General features: G+C 67.6%; 1 protein-coding gene. It reads left to right on the top strand.

From position 1 onward, the window contains the following. The first annotated feature begins 83 nt into the window (after nucleotides 1–83). Nucleotides 84–1,234, top strand: a protein-coding gene (locus J1M41_RS07865; RefSeq protein ID WP_098471310.1) for an IS3 family transposase whose coding sequence is annotated in 2 segments (ribosomal slippage) — nucleotides 84–354 and nucleotides 354–1,234 — 1,152 coding nt in all. Because the reading frame shifts where the segments join, the coding sequence is not laid out codon by codon here. The last annotated feature ends 13 nt before the right edge of the window (nucleotides 1,235–1,247 follow it).

Here is a 1,247-nt window from a genome sequence, read left to right as displayed (position 1 = left end):
TGGGCTGACCCCGTTTCGTAGGTCCAGTCGTTATGAGAGTCGTCCTGTTGCCCGCGGTCGCGGGCAGGGAGACTGGTCAGATCATGACGAACAGCAGGAAGCGTCACACCCCCGAGCAGGTCGTCCGTAAGCTCGGGCAGGCCGACAGGATGCTCGCCGATGGTCAGGACGTCGCGGCGGTGTGCCGGGAGCTCGGGGTGTCCGAGCAGACGTACTACCGGTGGCGGAACCAGTACGGCGGCCTCAAGGCCGACGACGCAAAGCGCCTGAAGGAGCTGGAGAAGCAGAACGCGACCCTGAAGCGTCTGCTCGCGGAAGCGGAGCTGGAGAAGGCCGCGCTCAAGGAGCTGGCTGAGGGAAACTTCTAAGCCCGGACAGGCGCCGCGCCGCCGTCGATCACCTCAAGCGCAAGTTGCGGGTGAGCGAACGGATGGCGTGCCGTCTGGTCGGGCTGAGCCGCTCCGCGTACCGGCGACCGCTCAAGGGCGACACGGTCGCGGACCCGGATCGGGCGCTCAGGGAGTGGCTGCGCGCCTGGGCGAAGGACCATCCCCGCTACGGGTATCGGCGGGCGTATCACGACGCCCGCGCCGAGGGGTGGGTGGTGAACCACAAGAAGATCCAACGCCTGTGGCGTGACGAAGGGCTCCGGGTCCCGCAGCGGCGTCGACGCAAGCGCGTCGGGTCCTCGACCGTCGACGCGCCGACGGCGGACGCGCCGAACGTGGTGTGGGCGGTGGACTTCCAGTTCGACGCCGACGAGCACGGACGACCGATCAAGATCTGCTCGATCGTCGACGAACACACCCGGGAGTGCATCGGCGGGCTCGTGGAGCGCTCGATTACCGCCGACCGACTCACCGCCCACCTCGAGGACCTCGTCGCCGCCCGGGGCGCCCCGGCGGTGCTCAGGTCGGACAACGGGCCGGAGTTCATCAGCGAGGCGATGGCCGACTGGGCCGGCACCCGCACCGGCCTGTCCTACATCCCTCCGGGCTCGCCGTGGCGCAACGGGTACGTCGAGTCGTTCAACAGCCGGATCCGCGACGAGTGCCTCAACATCAACAGCTTCTACTCGCTGCTGCACGCACAGGTCATCATCGGCGACTGGAAGGACGAGTACAACCACCACCGCCGGCACTCCTCGCTCGGCTACCTAACCCCAGCCGAGTACGCTCGGCAGTGCACCCATCAAATGGAAACCGACGACTCACAGAACGTCCGGACCGAATGAAGGGGGCGGCTCA

This window comes from Micrococcus sp. KRD096 (genome assembly GCF_017168495.1).
GTDB lineage: Bacteria > Actinomycetota > Actinomycetes > Actinomycetales > Micrococcaceae > Micrococcus > Micrococcus luteus.
The sequence above is the reverse complement of the archived record's forward strand: the minus strand, read 5'-3'. Positions and strand labels throughout refer to the sequence as shown.